This window comes from Streptomyces sp. NPDC048623 (assembly GCF_040650755.1).
Lineage (GTDB): Bacteria > Actinomycetota > Actinomycetes > Streptomycetales > Streptomycetaceae > Streptomyces.
On record NZ_JBEZHV010000050.1, the window covers coordinates 1 to 15,387 of the forward strand.

The 15,387-nt window shown below is 70.0% G+C and carries 18 protein-coding genes; 9 read left to right on the plus strand and 9 right to left on the minus strand.

Features of this window, described 5'->3' with window-relative positions:
• The first annotated feature begins 669 nt into the window (after nt 1-669).
• Nucleotides 670-1,482 carry a ParA family protein gene (locus AB0C73_RS35690; RefSeq protein WP_362538059.1) on the plus strand — a complete coding sequence of 271 codons (813 nt, stop codon included), beginning with the start codon at nt 670-672 and terminating at the stop codon, nt 1,480-1,482.
• A 332-nt stretch (nt 1,483-1,814) separates the two neighbouring features.
• On the opposite strand, the gene AB0C73_RS35695 is transcribed toward AB0C73_RS35690, so the two are convergent.
• The 9 genes from AB0C73_RS35695 to AB0C73_RS35735 all read right to left on the minus strand — a co-directional run bounded on the left by AB0C73_RS35695 (nt 1,815) and on the right by AB0C73_RS35735 (nt 7,686).
• A complete protein-coding gene (locus AB0C73_RS35695; RefSeq protein WP_362538061.1) occupies nt 1,815-2,162 on the minus strand; it encodes an SH3 domain-containing protein in 348 nt (115 codons plus the stop codon).
• A gap of 161 nt (nt 2,163-2,323) precedes the next feature.
• Nucleotides 2,324-2,524, minus strand: coding sequence for a hypothetical protein (locus tag AB0C73_RS35700; RefSeq protein WP_362538063.1), 201 nt, complete (start codon nt 2,522-2,524; stop codon nt 2,324-2,326).
• Nucleotides 2,525-2,535: 11 nt separating this feature from the next.
• The gene (locus AB0C73_RS35705; protein ID WP_362538064.1) at nt 2,536-2,793 is read right to left on the minus strand and encodes a hypothetical protein; all 258 of its coding nucleotides are present in this window, start codon (nt 2,791-2,793) and stop codon (nt 2,536-2,538) included.
• Complete coding sequence (locus AB0C73_RS35710) at nt 2,790-3,023, minus strand: hypothetical protein (protein WP_362538066.1); 234 nt, start codon at nt 3,021-3,023, stop codon at nt 2,790-2,792. Before AB0C73_RS35710 ends, AB0C73_RS35705 begins: the two co-directional genes overlap by 4 nt.
• A 105-nt stretch (nt 3,024-3,128) precedes the next feature.
• Nucleotides 3,129-4,346: a helix-turn-helix transcriptional regulator gene (locus AB0C73_RS35715; RefSeq protein ID WP_362538068.1), complete on the minus strand. Its 1,218-nt coding sequence runs from the start codon at nt 4,344-4,346 to the stop codon at nt 3,129-3,131.
• Nucleotides 4,347-4,724: 378 nt separating this feature from the next.
• Nucleotides 4,725-4,928, minus strand: coding sequence for a hypothetical protein (locus tag AB0C73_RS35720; protein ID WP_362538070.1), 204 nt, complete (start codon nt 4,926-4,928; stop codon nt 4,725-4,727).
• Nucleotides 4,929-4,961: 33 nt separating this feature from the next.
• Nucleotides 4,962-5,519 (minus strand): XRE family transcriptional regulator, encoded by a 558-nt coding sequence (locus AB0C73_RS35725; protein ID WP_362538071.1) that lies wholly within the window; start codon nt 5,517-5,519, stop codon nt 4,962-4,964.
• A gap of 99 nt (nt 5,520-5,618) precedes the next feature.
• Nucleotides 5,619-6,461, minus strand: coding sequence for a hypothetical protein (locus AB0C73_RS35730; RefSeq protein WP_362538073.1), 843 nt, complete (start codon nt 6,459-6,461; stop codon nt 5,619-5,621).
• A gap of 946 nt (nt 6,462-7,407) precedes the next feature.
• Nucleotides 7,408-7,686, minus strand: a complete 279-nt coding sequence (locus tag AB0C73_RS35735; RefSeq protein WP_362538075.1) for a hypothetical protein — start codon at nt 7,684-7,686, stop codon at nt 7,408-7,410.
• Nucleotides 7,687-7,856: 170 nt separating this feature from the next.
• On the opposite strand from AB0C73_RS35735, the gene AB0C73_RS35740 reads away from it, so the two are divergent.
• The 8 genes from AB0C73_RS35740 to AB0C73_RS35775 all read left to right on the plus strand — a co-directional run bounded on the left by AB0C73_RS35740 (nt 7,857) and on the right by AB0C73_RS35775 (nt 14,949).
• The gene (locus AB0C73_RS35740) at nt 7,857-8,084 is read left to right on the plus strand and encodes a hypothetical protein (protein ID WP_362538076.1); all 228 of its coding nucleotides are present in this window, start codon (nt 7,857-7,859) and stop codon (nt 8,082-8,084) included.
• A complete protein-coding gene (locus AB0C73_RS35745) occupies nt 8,075-8,224 on the plus strand; it encodes a hypothetical protein (protein WP_362538078.1) in 150 nt (49 codons plus the stop codon). Before AB0C73_RS35740 ends, AB0C73_RS35745 begins: the two co-directional genes overlap by 10 nt.
• 293 nt (nt 8,225-8,517) lie before the next feature.
• Complete coding sequence (locus AB0C73_RS35750; RefSeq protein ID WP_362538089.1) at nt 8,518-10,212, plus strand: DUF2637 domain-containing protein; 1,695 nt, start codon at nt 8,518-8,520, stop codon at nt 10,210-10,212.
• Between the two features lie 137 nt (nt 10,213-10,349).
• Nucleotides 10,350-10,526 carry a hypothetical protein gene (locus AB0C73_RS35755; protein WP_362538080.1) on the plus strand — a complete coding sequence of 59 codons (177 nt, stop codon included), beginning with the start codon at nt 10,350-10,352 and terminating at the stop codon, nt 10,524-10,526.
• On the plus strand, nt 10,523-10,969 hold the full coding sequence (locus tag AB0C73_RS35760; RefSeq protein ID WP_362538082.1) for a hypothetical protein: 447 nt from the start codon (nt 10,523-10,525) through the stop codon (nt 10,967-10,969). Before AB0C73_RS35755 ends, AB0C73_RS35760 begins: the two co-directional genes overlap by 4 nt.
• Before the next feature lie 2 nt (nt 10,970-10,971).
• The gene (locus AB0C73_RS35765; RefSeq protein WP_362538084.1) at nt 10,972-11,460 is read left to right on the plus strand and encodes a hypothetical protein; all 489 of its coding nucleotides are present in this window, start codon (nt 10,972-10,974) and stop codon (nt 11,458-11,460) included.
• Nucleotides 11,461-11,522: 62 nt separating this feature from the next.
• Complete coding sequence (locus AB0C73_RS35770; protein WP_362538085.1) at nt 11,523-13,640, plus strand: hypothetical protein; 2,118 nt, start codon at nt 11,523-11,525, stop codon at nt 13,638-13,640.
• 184 nt (nt 13,641-13,824) lie between these two features.
• Nucleotides 13,825-14,949, plus strand: coding sequence for a hypothetical protein (locus AB0C73_RS35775; RefSeq protein ID WP_362538087.1), 1,125 nt, complete (start codon nt 13,825-13,827; stop codon nt 14,947-14,949).
• Nucleotides 14,950-15,387: the final 438 nt, after the last annotated feature.

Below are 15,387 nucleotides of genomic sequence, written 5' to 3' on the forward strand. Positions count from 1 at the left end.
GCACCATGTACCTTTGGCAAAACCCCCACCACACCCCCTGAACCACCGCCACAAACACGCGGAAAACAAAGTACTCCTACCCGGTAACTCTGCGCACTCAACTGGCCGCATAGAGCGGGCTTGCGGTCTCGTTGGGCAGGAGTAGCGTATATCAGAAAGAGCGCATTTTCGGGCCGCCCGTGGAGAGAGCGCGGGCGGCCCTCGCGCTTGTCAAGATTCTCTCGCAGTCTCACGTAACGCCCATCATGGAAATCTAGATGTGAGCCTCACGATAGACGAGCGCACGGCAAAAGGGTGGCGGCAACGATGCTCTCATTCGAGCGTAGAAAGATCCCTCTTAGCTGAAAGCTAAATCCTCTTGGTCAGTCTTCCGGAGTATTCGGTACTTGCAACTTGATCGCTGCGGAATTGAGGCGCGCCTATCTCGCTGATAGGTGGTCGTTTTCGACGGGAGAGCTTGTCTCAGGACTGCGGGAGTTGCGCTCTCGTCCGTAGCTGCCTCTCTCTGGTCTCAGGGGTGGGTGCAGGGGTGTGAAAGGCGGCCCCAGAGGGCTCGTGGTGAGTCCGGCGGTAAGCGCGGTGGTGAGCCTGGCCGGCTCCGCACGCGCGCTAGGGAGCTAGCTAGCTCCCTAGCGCGCGTGCTCGCAAGCGTGCGGCTACGATCCCGTTATGACTGAGATCCCCACAGTGGGTAGCTACTCGGAGACTGGCGGCGCCACGAAGACCACGACGGCCGTGTCCGTGGCTGTGACGTACGCGGAGGAGCATCCGGACGAGCTGGTGGTGTTCGGTGACCTAGACCCCCGCGGCGCGGCAACCAAGTGGTTCGAGGCGAAGCCGGCGGAGCCGGGGCTGGACATGTCCGCGATCCTCGGCCAGAACGACGTGAGGGGGTGGGCCGCTGAGCTGGCGGTCCCTCTCAATCAGGCGAAGGGATGGCCAGAGAATCTGCGGGTGATCCCCTCAGGATTCAGGCCGCAGGCAACTCAGGAGAGTCTTCGCGAGGATCACGCAGAGCTGCGTCTGAGGAAAAGTCTCGAAGGCCTGAAGGCTGGTCTGGTGGTCTTCGACTTTCCCAATCGTCAGGGAGGGGTGATCACTCAGAACGGGTTGAGCGCGTGCAACCGTATCGTGTACGCGGCAAAGCCGGATGAGGATGGTCTCGATGGTGTGGACGGCGCGCATGAGACCGTTCAGCGTTTTCATGAATACCGGCGAGATCTGGGAATTTCCGAGCTTCCGCGTGAGATCGGAATTGTTCTCGGCTCTGCATACCGAGGCGCGGTCATGACCCGAGATGAAAGGCGCGCGATTGACGTGCTGCGGGAAAACTATCCCGATCTCCTGATGACGCCTTTTGTGCCGTGGCTCGGAGTTGTTAAAGAGGCACGCTCCGCTGGTGAATGGTACGGAAAGTACGCCAAGGGGCGGGCGGCATCGGCTGCTTACGCTGAAATCTCGGAAGGGATTGTTAACCGATGAGTGGCACTGTTGATGGTCGCCCGTCGCCGCGTCCTCGGCCGCGTCCGGCTCCTGTCGGGGGCGATCCTGTGACGCCGTCTGGGCCGGTCGTGGCCGCGCCGGCGCTGCCGCCTGTGGCTCCGCGTGGGCGGAGGGCTCAGGCAGTCGTGCAGCTCAATACGCGTGTGTCGCCGCTGCTTGACGAGTTGGTGGCCCTGGTGGGGGAGCAGCGGGGGTTGAGCAAGCGGGAAGTGGTCGAGCTGGCTCTCAGGGAGGCGTTCCCGGCGGAGTACCAGGCGCTTGTGGCCCGTGACGCGCGAGGGAGCTAGCTAGCTCCCTCGCGCGCTCGCTTGCTAGTCGATGCTCGTACAGACGGACGGACGGATGTACTGCTTCGACACCCAGCCCGCGGTGCCGTTCTTGATGCCGGAGTGTGAGCGGTCGGCCAGGGTCACCCGGTACCAGCCTCCCTTCTCGCCTGTGAGGTCGACGTCGTCGCCCTGGCGGAGGAGCCCGAGTGAGGCGTAGCGGGAGCCGGGGCCGCTGCGCAGATGCACTGTCGTGGTGATGTCGAAGCCGCAGGGGTTGGTGGGCACGGCGGCCGGCGTGGCCGTGGGCGGCTGCGCGAGGGCGGGAGCCGCGACGCCAACGGCGAGGAGCGCGGCAACCGCCGCGCTGGAGGTCATGATCTTCAGTCGCATGGTCGTCCAACCGGCTTCGGGTGGCGGGACGTCACGGCCGTACGAGGAGCGCCACCCCGACGGGGGACGGGCCGGCGGCGGGTGTGGGTGAGCCCCTGCCGGGCCGATCCGGCAGGGGCTCTGTCGCCTTGTGCCCCACGGGGGAAGGGCACGAGGCGGGTCTACTGGGGGCGCTCGACGTCGAGTTCGACGCCGGCGCCGACGCGGAGGACGCCGCCGTCCGTGAAGCGGAGCACGAGGGTAAGGCCCCCCATGGCGGCGTCCGTCACGATGGTGGTGTGCACGGTGTGCGCGGTGCCGTCGTCCAGGTGGACGACGTCGCCGATCTGTACGGTCGCGGCGACGCGCGGCGCGCTGGGCACGGTTCCGGCGCTCACTGCTTGGCCCGGAGCTCGGGCAACGCGTCGGCGGCGGCGGTGAGGACTTCCGCCAGGCGCACGGCGGTGCCCGCGTTGCAGCCGCCGAGGCGTACGAAGCCGTTGCCGTTGACGGGCAGGTCGGCGGCGAGCGAGGGAATGACGATTCCGACCCTCGCGAGTGCTTCTCTGAGGCCTGCGGCGGCGACGTCGCCGGCTCTCAGGGCGTCCAGTTCCCGCGCGGTGCGCTCGGCGCGTTTTGATGTGGTCGTCATCGTTCTACCTCCGCCGTCTCGTACAGCCCGGTCAACGGGATCTCCCACTCGCGGCCGCCGGAGTCGACCCGCCGCAGGAACGCGGTCCGGTTCCTCTCCTTGCCCGACTCCGGATCGTGGTGGATCACCAGTGCCACCACGTGCCAGCGCTGCCCGTCCCGGTCGCGGAAGATCTTTTTCCGCAGGTCAGCGGGCATTTCGTCGGCGTCGCGGTATGCCAGTTGCGCCATGGGTCGACGGTAGGGCGTTCTGACACAACGTCAGGGGACAGGCTGTCCCCCCTTGTCGAGGGGGACGGCTTGTCCCCGTTGGTGTCCCTCGCCCGGGTGGGCGGGTCAGGCCGCGACTCCGATGTCGTCGGCGAGCTGGCGGGCGGTGTAGGACAGGGCGCCGGTCGCGGTGCGGGCGAGGTCGGCGGCGAGCGCGCGGCCCGAGGGGACGTAGCGGACGGCCTCGGGCGAGGTCTCGTACGCGAGACGCAGGTACTGCAACGCGCTCGCCTTCTCGCGGCGGACGTGCTCGGCCTTGGCCGCGTCCAGGAACAGCCGGCTGCGCCGCTCGACGGAGGGGATCGCGGCGGGGTCGGCGTCGGTGAGCTGTTGGAGCGCGATGCCCGGGGTGTGCAGGTCGGCGCCGATCGTCACGGCGTGGACCAGGACGTTGCCCGTGCTGAACATCGTCCAGGGGTGCGCGTACGCCGCACCGAGCTTGGTCGCGGTGCGGTCGGCCTCGGTGTGCCAGCGCCAGGCGTCGCCGTCGCGGCCGTCCTGCGCGGCTGTGACGGCCGCGTGCAGGCACAGGGACCCGAAGGTGCCGCGCAGCCGGTTGGAGCCGCCTTCCAGGGACGGGCGCAGGGTGTCGGCCGCGTCCGCGACCATCCGTAGGGCCTCCTCGGTGTGGCCGGCGACCCGCAGCCCGTTGCCGACGATCCACGCGGCGGAGGCGAGGGCGAGCGGGTCGTCCGCCTGCTCGGCCGCCATCCGGGCCCGGTCCACGATCACCCAGTACAGCTCGGGCTCCACGATGTGCGCGGCGTACTGCTGCGCGAGCGCGTACGTCTCGGACAGGATCACCGAGGCGCGGCGCTTCTCCGGGCCTTCGGCCGCGCGCACCGTGGCGTGCGCGGTGTTGATGAGGCCGGGCAGCACCGAGGCGATGGCCGTGCGCTGATCGCGGGCCTGATGCCAGATATCCCATGCTTGGGCGACCCGCCCGGCGAGCACGCCGACGTCCTCCGGGGTGCCGGCCGCCGCGAACAGCGGCGCGTGCATCGCTGCCCGGAGCGCGGTGACGCCGGGGTGGGTCACCTTCCCGCCGTCGGTGATCGGCACCGAGACGGCCGCGCGGGTCAGTTCACTGACGTCCCGGCAGCCGAGGACCTGCGCGAGGCGCACGACCATGGCCAGGGACCGTACGGTGCGGTCGCCCCGCTCGATCTTCTTCACCCAGTCCTCGCTGCGGCCGACGAGACCGCCGAGGACCGCGCGGGTCATCCCCGCGTGCTCACGGCGAGCCCGCAGCAACTCGCCGTCGATCGTCATCTGTTCAGGCATTCGAGCCCCCTCACCAGGGATGTACCCGCCAGAGTAGGGCGTTCACCAGGAGCGCGGTGCGGTCTTGCCCGCTGCGGGCGACGGGGCGTGAGCGGCCCGGTGGTACTGCCCCCAGAGCGCTCTGGGCACCGGGCCTTGCCCGCGCACTCCATACCGGCGTAGGCCGGGCACGACCCTAGCCGCTGCGGCCGATCACCCAGCGGGGCCGGGCGGCGGACCGCCCCCGCCGAGCACCACCAAGACCACGGGCACGGTGCCCGTGGTAAGTCCCTCACAGCTCACAGCAAAACCCGTCCACCAGGGAAAACGCCCTGCGAGCTCACAGGTTTCACAGGGCGAGAGGGGGCAGGCCGGCCCACTCACCACAAGGGCGGCGGCCTACGCTCCGCCGTCTGCGGCACCGGCGCCGAGGGTGCGGCGCACGGGCTGGACCGGGGGGCGGTACCCGCCGAGGACACCCCGGCCGCGCAGCTCGTCAAGGTCGGGCAGACGGACACCAGGAAGGTCGGCGATCAGGTCGGCCTGGGCGGCATGGATGGGCGCGGTCTGCGGGCCGGGGCCGAGGGTGCGTCGTGCGGTCACGCGGCGCATCCTACGGTTCGTGGGCGCGGGGGGTCAGTAGTCGAGGTCGAGGTAGTCGATGTCGGAGAGCTGGACGTCGGACAGGCCGAGGGCGCGGTGGCCGCCGTCTTGGAAGTACACGTCGCGGAAGCCGTCGGCGATGACCTGGCGCAGTTCGCGGTCGGGGGCGCCGGCGGCTTGGGCGTCGAAGAGGCGCTGGGCGTAGGTCGGGGGGAGGTGGACGGTGAGGCGGCGGAAGCGTCCGTCATCAGTGGTGCCGATGGGGGCGGTGTAGCCGAAGCGGGCGCGGGTCTCGACGGTGATGCCGCCGGTGGTGGCGGCCTGCTTCTGCCGGCGGCGGCGGACCTGGGGCTGCCAGCGGGCGCGTACGGCCTCGTCGATCCGGGCGGCAACGTCCTTCGGCGGGTGCTTGCGGGCGCCGCGGCGGTAGCGGTTAACGGAGTCGGCGGTCACGCCGATCTGTGCGGCAACGGCCCGCGCGCTGCCGAACTGGCGGATCAGGTAGCCGATCTGGCCCTTGAGCGTCTCGGGCGGCGCCTTCGTGAAGTGTTCCTGGCCGGCCCGGTCGAGGGCGTCTTCGATCTCTCCCACAGGGGTGCTCCTGTCGTGTCAGGCGAAGTGGTGTGCGGCGATCTGAGGCACGATCAAGCCCCGCTCCGCCCAGGAAGACCCGGGCGGAGCGAAAGGGCGTCAGAACGGCGCTGAGGCGGCTTCCTGGGCTTGCGCGGCTGCGACTGCCGCGTCCCGGGCGGCTTCCCACTGGGCGTCAGCGGCGGCGCGGGCCTTTTCGGCGGCGATCCGGCAGCGCCCGCACAGGCCCTCGGTCTGCACGGGCCGGCCGCACGGGGTGCCGCCGTGCCCGGGGCAGACGCCCAGTTCCTCCGGGGCGTCGCAGACGAGGCAGCGCATGCCCCGGGCGAGCACACCGCGCCCGCAGCCATCGGCGCACTCGGGCCGGTCCGCGCCGGAGCAGACCAGACACAGGTCCTCGCCCGGGACGGCGAGGTTCTGGCACAGGCCGTCGTCCCCTGCACACGAACGGTGCAGCCCGCGGCCGGAGGCCTCCGCCTCCAGCTGCGCGCGCCGGTCCGCCCAGGAGACCGGAACCGGCGTCTGGTCCTCGGGCTCGGGCCGCACCAGGTCGTAGTCACCGGCCTGCTGCGCGGGGATCGGCCGGACACCGGCGGCGGGGCCAACCGCGAGGAGATCGCGCAGACGGCGGGAGACGACCGCGCCCACCGTGGTGAGCAGCGGCTGTGGCAGTTTCCGGGACAGCAGCGCGTGCCGGATCTCCTGCGGGGTGAACCCGGACTCCAGCAGGCCGGTGGCCATCAGGCCCTGATCCCGCAGCGACCCGGGTTGCGTGATCGTCCACTCGGGCGCCTCCGCCGCGATCGCCCGCAGCACCCGCACCCCCGGCGTCGAATCAACCGGCCGCACGTCGGACACCGGGCCCGTCGTGCCCCCGGCCTGCCCGCTGCTGCCGCTGTCCGGCGCGGCGCCAGCCGCCGCCGGCACCTCACCGGCCGCCACCGGCCCGTGCTCCTGGTCCTCCTCGACGCCGCCGCCCCCGTCCGTCCCTCCGTCCGTGGCTTTCGCGTGCGCGTCTTCTACCTGTACGGACGGAGGGACGGACGGACTCTGGGGTTCTCGATTGGGGCTCTGGACCTCAGGGCTATTGACATGAGCGTCACCGGTGACGCCCGGGGGGGCATCACCCATGACGCCCGGGGGGGCATCACCCATGACGCCCCCCCCCTCTGTCTGGGGGGCATCACCGGTGACGCCCCCCCCCTCCGTAGCGGTCGCGGCGCGCTTACGCCCACCCTTCGGAAGAATCCCGGCCGCACGCTTCGCAGCCCGACGCACGGCAAGCTGGGTCTTGGCCACCTCCGCCGCCGACTGTCCGGGCAGGAGCGGGTCCGTCCACTCCCCCCGCCAGAACTGGGCGTCATGCAGGTGGTAGATGTTCGCGTCGTTCGTCTTCGTCCCGGCGGGGGCGTCCACGATCACTTCCTCGATGTGCCAGAGGCCAGCACACTCGCCCTCGAAGAGGGTGCGGTCGAGTGTGCTCAGGGAACAGCCGAGCTGTGCCGCCAGTTCGCCGCGCCACGGCTTGCCCCGGCTGGTGTCGCGGGCGCCGATGTCCGCGTACGTCACGAGGATTCCGTAGAGGGTTCGAACGTTGGTCGAATAGCGGGGGTCGCACATCCACTGTGAGACGAACTGCCCGAACGGCAGACCGCCGCCTCGGCGGACCTGCGGGCCGTACCGGTCCGGGTTGAATCCAGCCGTCACCGGCTGTCCTTTCCGGTCTCCGCGCGGACGCTCCGCGTGCCGAGCGCGCCCATGGGTACACTCGTCGGAGACCTGACTTGGTCAACCCGCCGCCCGGGAGGTCAGAGCCCCGGGGTTCATCGGCGGGTTTTTTTCTTACGTGCGGTGTAGGTGAGGTTACGCCTCGTGCGGGGCGCGGCTGCTACTTGGTGCCCTTGTGGCGCCTCGGCGTACTGGGGCGCTTGGGGCGGACGGGGATGCCCGCCTGTTCGAGCCATCTGTAGAGCATCGCCGGGCCCACGCCAGCGAGTTCACGGATTCGGGTGCGGCCGGCGCCGAGACGGGCGGCGTTCACGGCGGCGGGTTGGATCTCCTCATTCAAGATCCTTTCCGCCTCCGCGAGGAGCGCCGCGCGCTGCGCGCCAGCGTCGGCGACCGCGCGCAGCGCGGCTGCCTGCTGCTCTTCTTTGATCTTCTCCACGCTGCCGAGCATAGCGAAAAGAACCGCTGGTGTCGTGGTTGCACCGCCGGTGCTTTCCGTGTCATGGTGGTGCTGCTTCGGAAACGAGGCGGCCCCCGGCGGGTGCTACCAACACCTGTGCCGAGGGCCTTGACCACCCCTACCTGACTTCACCAGGGAGGCGATCCGCCATGGATCGTATCGGCACGCCCACGGGCGTGATGACCATGGTCCGGCTCAGCGCCGGACTCGTCGGAGAGATCGAGCGCCAGGAGCAGCGCGACGACGCCCGCGGATTCGAGCGCGAGCCCGAGCCCGAGCCCGAGCCCGTCTACATCCCGCGCCCCCGGCCGGCCGAGCCCACGCCGGTGCGCGTTCCGCGTCCCCGCCCCGCCACCGGGGGTGCGTCGTGGCGCTGAAGAAGACCATGCCGATGGCGCCGGGGACCCGCCCCGACCCGAAGCACGAGACCGTCTACCAGCCGTCGCGCGGCGGGCACTTCCCCGCCCCGAGCAAGCCGGTCCCCGGCACCCCCAAGGGCAGCAAGGGGGGTCGGTGATGGTGATGCAGGACCCCGCCGCCTCTGAGGCTATGGCCCGCGCTGCCGAGGCCGCTCGTGCGGCTGCCGAGGCCGCCGCACGAATCCGGGAGGCTCAGGCTGCCGCCGCCGCCAGCGCTGCTGCCGCTGCCGCCCACGTCGCCAGCAAGTAGCGCCGCCCGTCGCGGAAGAGCACCGCCCCCGGCGACAGGCCACCGTGACGCAGCCCCGGACCATGCGTGATGCTGCGGGATCGAATCCCGCCCGGGGCACCACCCCGACCGCCCCGCTTGAGAGGACAGCACGTGACCACGATGACCACGCTCCCCGCCGCCCGGGCCGGTGAGCCGGATGCTCTCGACCCGGACGAGTGGACCGACGATCCGGCCACGGAGGAGGATGACGACCAGTCCACCCCGCCCACGGAGGAGACGACGGGCGCCGGCCACCGGGGGCTCATGATCCCCATCGCGATCGTCGCCGTGCTCGCCGGACTTGCTGCCGCCGCAACCGGATTCGCCCTCTCGTACGGGGCGCTACGCGCCGCCGCCGAGAGCTGGGGATTCGGGTCCGGCTGGCAGTCGCACGTCTTCCCCGTCGGCGTGGACGGACTGATCATCGCCCTCTACAGCGCCGATCTCGTGCTCGCGTGGCTCCGCATGGCGCGCCCGTGGGTGCGGATGACCGCCCACGCCCTCACCGGCGTGACGATCGTCCTGAACGCGGCTGCCGCCGCCGGGTCCGCCCCGGGATCGCCGGGACTGTGGGATGCCATCCATGAGCACCCGGGACGGTTGCTCGGGCACGCGATGATGCCGATCGCCTACCTGATCCTCACGGAGGTGGCGCGATGGGCGATCGTACGGACGGCGCGTCTGGAGGCCGGATTCGTCGATGACGAACGGCTGACGCTCGCTGAGTGGCTGCTCAAGTTCCCGACCACATGGGCGATCTTCCGGCACGCCAAGACCTGGCCGGCCACCTACGCCGAGTCCCGCACCCACGTTCGCGAACTCGCGATCTACCGCGTCTGGCTGAAGCACCGCGCCGAGATCGAGCGCGGTCTCGATGAGGGGCGCGTGGGTGTGCTCGATCGGATGCCCGCGCTCCTGGAGCGCTTCGGCGTGAGCGTCCAGGAGGCGCGAGCCATCCCGGACCAGATGCTGAAGCGGGAGCGGACACAGAAGGAGAACCGGGAGCGCGAAGACCGGGACCGCAAGCGCCGTGAGGATGAGGCGGAGCGCCGGGAGCGAATCGAGCGCGAGCGCCAGAAGCGCGAGGACGAGCACCGCACCCGCATGGAGGGCCTGGCCATGCAGGCGGCGGAGACGAAGCAGTCGGGCGAACTCGCCGCGTTGCAGGCCAAGGTCGACGGTGAGACGCGCGCCGCAGCGCACCGCGCCGAGGCCGCCGCCACCACCGCCGGCATCGAGGCCGCCGCCGCGACCGAGGCCGCCCAGAGGACCGCCGCCGAGGACGCCCGCCGCGCCGCCGCCGAGAAGGAAGCCGAGGAGGACGCCACCACCGCCGCGCTGCGGCGTCAGGCAGCCGAGGACGCCGCCGCCACCGCCCACGCCGCCGCCGCCACCGCGAAGCACGAACAGACGATCGCCGAGGCCGACGCCAAGCGCGCCGAGGCCCGACGCGACGAGAAGCGCGCCGAGGCCGACGCCCGCGTTGCCGACGCCAAGCGCGCGGAGGCCGACGCCCGCGAAGCCGCCGCCCTCGCCGCCCTCCGCGCCACCGAGCTGCGCGCCGTCGCCCTGGAAGATGCGCTGATGCTCAGCGACCGCGACCGCCGGGTTCGCCGGGTCGCATGGATGATCGGCACCCGCGCCGGCGGTGACCCGCTGCGCCTGCCCCTGGCGGACGTCGAGCGAGAGCTGGGAGTGCAGAACGGCGCCGCGAGCACGTACAGGAAGGACGCGGGCGAACTGATCGCCACCGGCTACGACCACAACCTGGACCCCCTGCACGAGATCTACCAGCAGATCTACCAGCAGAGTTGACGGACTTTGGGCCAGGAAACCAGCGGCCCCCTACGCTCACGGGACGTGATCGCCCGTGACGGGACCGGCGGGGATGAGCCCCCCGCCGGGTCCCTACTCCACCAGACCGCAGCACGCGTCAGGAGGCGTGACCCAGTATGACCCGACGACCGACCCACACCGGCAGCACCCGCACCTTCCTCCCGCCCCGCGCGCCCGCGTGGCCGCCGGCATCGACACCGGCCCCCGGGCAGATCGAGGGCGACGAGCTGCGCGTCCGCGCGTACCTGTGGCGGACCTTCGGCATCGGATGCGCCGCAAGGAGGCACCCTTGAGCAGCACCAACCCGGACTGGTGGTCCCAGGAATCCGACCGCCACGACGACGGCGAATCCCTCGCGGAGGCCGCCGCCTCCATGCGCGACGCGGCCGAGTACCTGCGCGACGCCGCCACACCGCCCGCCCCGCCCAAGGAACGCAACTGGGACTTCTCCTGGTTCACCAACTGGCTGCGCTACACCGACCAGGGACAGGCCTTCCGCCGCGCGGCATGGCTCATTGCCCCGCCCTGGACGTTCTTTCTGGTGTCGCAGAAGTTCGAGTTCTGGGAGGCGGCCGGAATGAGCTTCATTGCATTCGCCGTCTGCGGAGGGCTTCACCTTCGCGCCGAGCGCAAGACAACTCGACTTCTCACGTGGGGAATTCCCATCGGCCTCGGATACTACGCACCCGTGGCCATCGTGTTCGGACTCGCTAAAGTTCTCGTAGGGGGTAACTGAAAATGAAGACCGTCACTCTCGGAATGTTTACCGTCGGATTCCTTATCCTGCTCGGCCGATTCACCCACTTCTGGCTCAAGAGCCGGTCCCGGAATTGGTCCGCCCTGATCCCGTTCGGAATTTCCGCAACCGCGTTTGCGGCGGCGGGTGCCTGCGCGGGCGGAGTGATCGGAACCATCATGGGGTGGGCCCGTACCGGAGTCGGTAAGGCCGGAGACGTCGCCCTGGAGAAGGGCACCGGCGCATCGCACGTCGAAATTTCCCGCTCGGCGGAGTTCGGCACACTCACTCCGTTCGGTGCCGTCATCATGCTCGGCCTGATCGTCGTATTCGTGATCGCCGTCAAGTCCGCAAAGCGCAAGCCCAAGCAGGAACTTGCCTGGGGAGCCCCGGCCGGTCTCACCATGGGCCCCTTCCTCGGCGCTATCACCCTCACTCCCCTGATCAACGGCGCCGGATCGCTCCTGATTGAGCAGCCGTTCTTCAAGTAAGCCCCGGCGGCCCGGACGGATACCGTCCGGGCCGCGTCCCTTCCCGGCCCGGAGAACACGTGATGACCGACCACGAGCCCGCCGGCCTCGCCCCCGAGGCCGAGACTGCCCCCGACGAACAGACCACCCCCGAGACCGCCCCGGCCCCCGAGAAGCATCAGGGCCTTGCCCGACGGACGACGTCCCGCATCGCCCAGGGCAGCCGGCACCTGGCCGCGAGCCTCCGCCACACCCTGACCACCAGCCACCAGAGCGACGACGAGATCCGCCGCATCCTCGTTCAGCGTCAGCTCGACGCGTACGAGGCCGTACGCGACTCCGCGCGCGAGGAGCTGGGCGACGTCCGCCGCCGCATCACGAAACTGGAGCTGATCGGCGCCGAGGAGGGCTGGACCCCCGAGCAGCGCCAGGAAGTCAAGGTGCTGCGCGAGGAGCGCAAGCGCCGTGAGAACGCCGCCCGCAGCATGGCCAAGGCGCCGTTCGTCCCCGCGCAGCCCACCGCCGAACAGATCCGGACCGCCCGTCAGAAGGGCAGTGTCCGCCGGGTGCTCGGGCTCCTGGTGCTCCTCGGCGCCAGCGTCGCGCTGTTCACGTACCGGCCGGTCTTCCTCATCCTCGCCGTCCCGGCCGCCGTCGTTCTGCTGTGGTGGGCCGGCCGCCAGCCCCCGGCTCTGACCCACCGCCCGGTGCCCGAGCGGCTCTTGTCCCGCCCGGAACTCGCGCCCGACATCGCAGCCATCGTGCCGGGCACGGTCACTCTCATGGAGGACCAGGAGGAGCAGCGCGAGACCGACATGCGGGAGGTCACCACCGCGGACGACGCCACGGACCGGATCTCCGCCGCCCTGGCCAAGCGCAAGCTGAAGGTGGAGTCGGTAGATCCCGCCGTCCGCACGGCCTACGGCTGGCAGGCCGATGTCACCTTGTCGGACGGCACGGTCGCGGACGTCTCGTCGGTCCTCCGGAAGTTGGACACCGACTTCCGGGTCGGTACCGGCCGGACCCTGGTCGAGGGCAGCACCGAGGACAGCGCCATCGTCACGTTGCGCGTGCTCACCAGCGATCCGTTCGCCAATCCGCCGGCCATCCCTGCGCGCCCGCCGCTGTCGTGCTCGATCCTCGATCCCGTCTCGGACATCGTGTCCATCGACGGCGACCCCCTGCCGCTCCATCTCACCGGCTCGTCCATGATCGTGGTTGCCGCCATGGGCGGCGGCAAGTCCAGCCTTGTCCGCAACCTGGCCGACTACGTCACGGCCTGCCGCGATGCCGTCGCGGTCGACGTCGACCCGTCCGGCCGAGGCCTTGGCCCGCAGCGTCGCGCCGCGCTCCGCACCGCCTACACCCCGAAGGACGCCGAGGACGCGCTCCGCTGGCTCCTGGAAGAGGGGGAGCGCCGCACCGCCGTCCTCGGTGAAACCGAGGACGTGTGGACCGTGACCCCCGAGGCGCCCGCGATCGTCGTGTTCCTGGACGAATACCACCGGCTCACCCCGGGGGGAAAGCGGATGGCAGTCGATCTTCTGCGGCTCGCCCGCAAGACTGCACTCTCGCTCGTGGTGTGCACCCAGGACGCCACCAGCGGCGTGTTGGGCGACGCGGTGGCGGACGTCTTCCCGATCCGCGTGCTCTTGCCGTGCCGCAAGGCTGATGTGGGCGTCACGCTCTGGCAGTCCGCCGTCTCGGAGGGCTGGACCCCGCACCACCTGACCCCGGGCGACCGCAACGCCCCGCACGACGCGGGCCGGTGCTTCATCTGGGCACCCGGACACAAGCGCGCGATCCTCCACTACGTCCCCCACATCAAGGCCGAGGAAGCCCTCAAGCGGGCCCAGGAGCGCGTAGAAGCCGGGTTGCCCACCCTGACGCTCATCCAGGGTGGGAAGGCGGCTCAGGCAGCCACACAGCCCGTTGTGGCCGTGATGCTCGACGCTTTCACTGCCGCCGGCACTGACGTACTAACCGTGGCGGAGCTCCTGGACGCGCTTGCCGCCGTCGACCCCGACCACTGGAACCAGTGGAACGACCGACCCGACCGACTCGCCATGGCTGGCCGCGCGATCAAGAAGGCGCTCAAGGACGCGGGACTCACCGTGCCCACGGTCCGGGCCGACCTCCCCAAGCGCCCCACCGCCTACCGCCTCGAAGACCTCAAGACCGCACTTGCCGCCGCTGCCTGACGGCCTGTCCCCGGCCTGTCCCCGGCCTGTCCGCGACCCGTTCCGCGGGCAGGCCGCACCCCCTGAATGACAGGCCAAAGAACAGGTTCTGACCTGCAATGACGGGCCCGACAGGCCAAATCAGCACCCCCCGGGTCACACCGCCTGAGACCATCTCCACACACCCATCAAGGAGGGACTCCGGATGCCATCGCCCACCCCCGGCCCATGCGACGCCATCGCCGGACCCGCGCGGCAGTACTGCCTCAACGGCACTCCTGGGGGCGGCGGCGCGACCGCCCGTCTGGACGACCCCACTACCACCATCGACCCGCTCACCGAGTTCGCTCACTCCGTCGCCAGCGCAGCCGCCTGGACCGTGGAACAGCTCGCCGCCAACATCGACGGCATCGCGACGTTCGACGTCACCCACGCGGGGTTCCTCGCTCAGTACGCGATCGTGTTCGCGGCCTCCGCGTTCCTCACGATCGTGCTGTGGCTGTTCGCCGTCGCCAAGCGCGCGCTGCGCGGCGTCCCCCTCACGACCGCCTTCGGGGAAGCCATCGGACTGCTGTGGTTCACCGTCGGCGCCTCCGCCTTCACGCCCCTCGTGCTCCACGTCGTCGTGGGCGCAGTTGACGCCGTCACCGACGCGCTTGCCGGCACCAACGACGGATCGTCCGCCACCCTCTTCAAGAGCATGGCCGCCGCCCTGCGCCAGGGAGGCGAGAACATCGGCGGCGGCCCGATCATGCTCCTCATCGTGTCGGGCGTGACCATCCTGGCCGCCGGCGCCCTCTGGCTGGAGCTGGCCCTACGCGCCGTCGCCCTCTACGTCGGCGCCGTCCTGGCCACCATCGTCTACGCCGGTCTTGTCGACCGCGCTCTGTGGTCCAAGGTCCGCCGCTGGGCCGGATTCATGATCGCCCTGATCCTCGTCAAGCCGGTCATCGTCATTGCTCTCAGCATCGCCTCGGTGTTCACCGGAGCCAAGGGCCCCGATTCAACTCCAGTGATTGTCGCGGGAATCGCGGTCATCATTCTTGCCCTTGCCGCAGGGGTTCAGATCTTCCGATTCGTTCCCGGATACGGTGACGAAATCGCCCTCGGTCTTGCCCACCGCGCCACCGCAGGCGCAGCACGCGGAGCGGTCCGTATCGCCGGAGGCGCCGCCGGAGTCGTCGCCCAGGGAATCCGCACACACGCCACCCGCGACACCGCACAGCCCACGAAGAACCAGGGCAGCGGAAACAAGAACAAGGCTCAAGGTGTAAGTGACGGAATCTCTACCCATGGCTCCCGACGAGAGGGAGACAGCAAGAAGAAGTAGCAGTATTAAAAAGCGGCGCTCCCTTATCGGGGAGCGCCGCTTTCTGTATCCCGGTTGATAATTGCCGCGTGCGCTTTGGCTTCGACAGTCGTTATCCAGACATGGAAACGATGCGAAGGACCGGCCTTGAAGTGGCCTGGCTGCAATGTGCCGAGTGCACAGGAGTTGGGCGGGTCATTCTGGTGACCGAGCCCACTAATCCGATGCTGACCGCCGCGACTCGGAATCTCGAAAATGACCACCCCGACAAGAGCCCTCTCGGACTGCTCCGGCTTCACACGTATGACGCGGCAATCTTTGATTGCCCCGAAGACCTAGGCAACCCCGCTGAGTGGATTCTCCGACTTAACCGAGACTTTTCGCCGGACTTCTGACCTCACACCCACCACACCCCCGTAGGCGGGGGTGTGGTGGGGTTTTGCCAAAGGTACATGGTGT